The sequence below is a fragment of the Caballeronia sp. genome, assembly GCF_049581465.1.
In the GTDB taxonomy this organism is placed as follows: Bacteria; Pseudomonadota; Gammaproteobacteria; order Burkholderiales; family Burkholderiaceae; genus Caballeronia.
Genome location: NZ_JBAUSA010001109.1, coordinates 1 through 2,218, shown reverse-complemented (window position 1 = coordinate 2,218; position 2,218 = coordinate 1). Strand labels below are relative to the sequence as shown.

Genomic DNA, 2,218 nt, shown 5'->3' with positions numbered 1-2,218 from the left:
CTGTTCGGCGACCTCGGTGGCGGTTGGGCGGCGAGCGACCTGCATGACCCACGGCATCCGGTGAGCCAGCCGGCGGCGCCCGCACAAACGGGTGAGGCGGGCGGTGCGAGCTCGCCCACTGTCGGCTCTGACTCTTGAATGAGTGAGATTAGAACGCTTTTCAGTAAGGAAATAACGGTATGTAGTTCCACGATGGAACAAGTGAAATCCCCTTCAGGGCATTTATCGCTGGCTTCTCGAACAATAAGATGGCGCCACTCAATCCGCCACCCTCGAGAATAGAATGAAAAAAACCATCATTGCCGGCCTGCTCGCCGCTGCTGCTACCTTCGCTCACGCAGGCACGGTGCTGGTCGTGCTGTCGGATCAGGACCAACTGAACCTGCAAGACGGCAAGGTCATGCAAACTGGCTTCTTCCTGAACGAATTGATGGAACCGGTCCAGGCCTTCGTCGATGCAGGCCAAACCGTCGTATTTGCCACTCCCAGCGGCAAGGCGCCCACCGCGGACCAGAAATCGAACGATGTGAACTTCTGGGGCGGCGATGAAAAGGCGCGTCAGGAAAGTCTCGCGCTGCTGGCGACGCTGAAGCTGACCTCGAAGACCGACACGCCCGCGATCAGCTTCGCGCAGGTCAAGAAAATCGGCTACGACAAGTTCGACGCCGTGTTCGTACCGGGCGGCCACATCCCGATGCAGGAGCTGCTGAAGGACAAGCAACTGGGCGAGCTGCTGACCAACTTCCATGACAACGGCAAGGTCACCGGCTTCACCTGCCACGGCACCATCGCCATGGTGTCGGCAGTGCCAGATTCGCGCGGCTTTGTCACCGCGCTGGAATCGGGCAAACAGCCTGCAGCGCCAGCCAACTGGATTTACAAGGGATACAAAGTAACCGCCTTCACCGACGCGGAAGAAGAGCAGGCCAAAGGCTTCCTGGGCGGCGGCCACATGAAACTGTTTCCGCAAGACGGCTTGGTGGCAGCCGGCGCTAACTTCGTCGAAGCCAAGCCATGGAGCGTGAACGTGGTTGAAGACCGCGAAGTGATCTCCGGCCAGAACCCACAGTCGGCCAAGGCAGTCGCTTTGGCTATGCTGACGAAGATGAAGTAATCCAGGGGAGGCGGCAATGCGGGTCACCACCAAAGGTTCCTAGCGAGTCGGGACCGCAGGTGGTGCGATCAGGCTGATGCCGCGTACCTTCCGGAACACCGTATCTACACGGTGATGTCCGGTATGGTCTAAATCGGCTTCGGCCCCCCCCTCGATCCCTACAAGCCGCATGCTTATGCGCCGGGATCGGTGGGGGTGCCGCCGGCTAACACGCGTTTCTTCTCGATTGCCGCCTGACTGCTCCGGTCCGCACTGGGCTGGATGCGACCGGCATGCCTGTGAAGCCGGTGCCGGTTGTATCGGGCGCGATTTGGCTTGCAGCACGCTGGCGAAGGTGGCGGAGCTCGGGCAGCGTGCGGGTGTTACGTTCTGTCTTGAGAACCTGAACACCGAGGTAGACCATCCCGGCGTGCCATTTGCGCGCGCAGCCGATACGCTCGCGCTGGTCGAAGCGGTCAGTAGTCCGCATCTTCGTCTTAATCTGGACCTTTATCATGCGCAGGTCGGCGAAGGCAACCGGATCAATGCCACCACTTGGCATAACACGGACCTCTTTCAGGACGGGTACGCGGCGCAGCTTGCTTCCTTCATGGACGCAGTGAGAGCCCGTTTTTTGGCACCCTATGGCATCGTGCAATTGTTAGCTCCGTACAATCAAAAAGTAATTGTCAAGAGTTGAAGGGTTAACACCTATCAAGACATTCGCTGACAACGGCGTTAACGACAGCAGGAGAGGGTCGTCTTGCTTAGGTCATACCATGAGTCATCGATCCCGCCTAGTTTGGGACGGCACGGGCTGAAGCCTCGGGGCAGCGCGAAATTCGCACTCGCTGTCAGTTAGAACGGGCCAGGTTCCCAAGATGAAAGCATCTCTTTTGCAGTGATTCGTCAAAACTTACCCCGCTCGGATTTTTAGCAACGCGGGCCAAGCCGTCATCCCAGGTACCAGGAAAAGCTCATGTCGATTTCTCCCATCTCGTCCAGCAGCAGTACCATTGCACAACAGGCAGTGCAAAGCACAGCGCAAGCCCAAGCCAAGTCGCCGACTGAAGTCAAGCACCACGGCCACCACCACAAAGGTTCCAGCGCAGCCAGCTCCACCGC

At 58.7% G+C, this 2,218-nt stretch carries 2 protein-coding genes; both read left to right on the top strand.

Translation table 11 applies throughout. The annotated features are described in order from the left end of the window. Window positions 1-283: 283 nt before the first annotated feature. Entirely contained in the window at window positions 284-1,114 is an 831-nt protein-coding gene (locus WCA53_RS27065) for a type 1 glutamine amidotransferase domain-containing protein (RefSeq protein WP_423917929.1), read from the top strand. A 226-nt stretch (window positions 1,115-1,340) separates the two neighbouring features. Then, window positions 1,341-1,793 (top strand): TIM barrel protein, encoded by a 453-nt coding sequence (locus WCA53_RS27060; RefSeq protein ID WP_423917924.1) that lies wholly within the window; start codon window positions 1,341-1,343, stop codon window positions 1,791-1,793. Window positions 1,794-2,218: the final 425 nt, after the last annotated feature.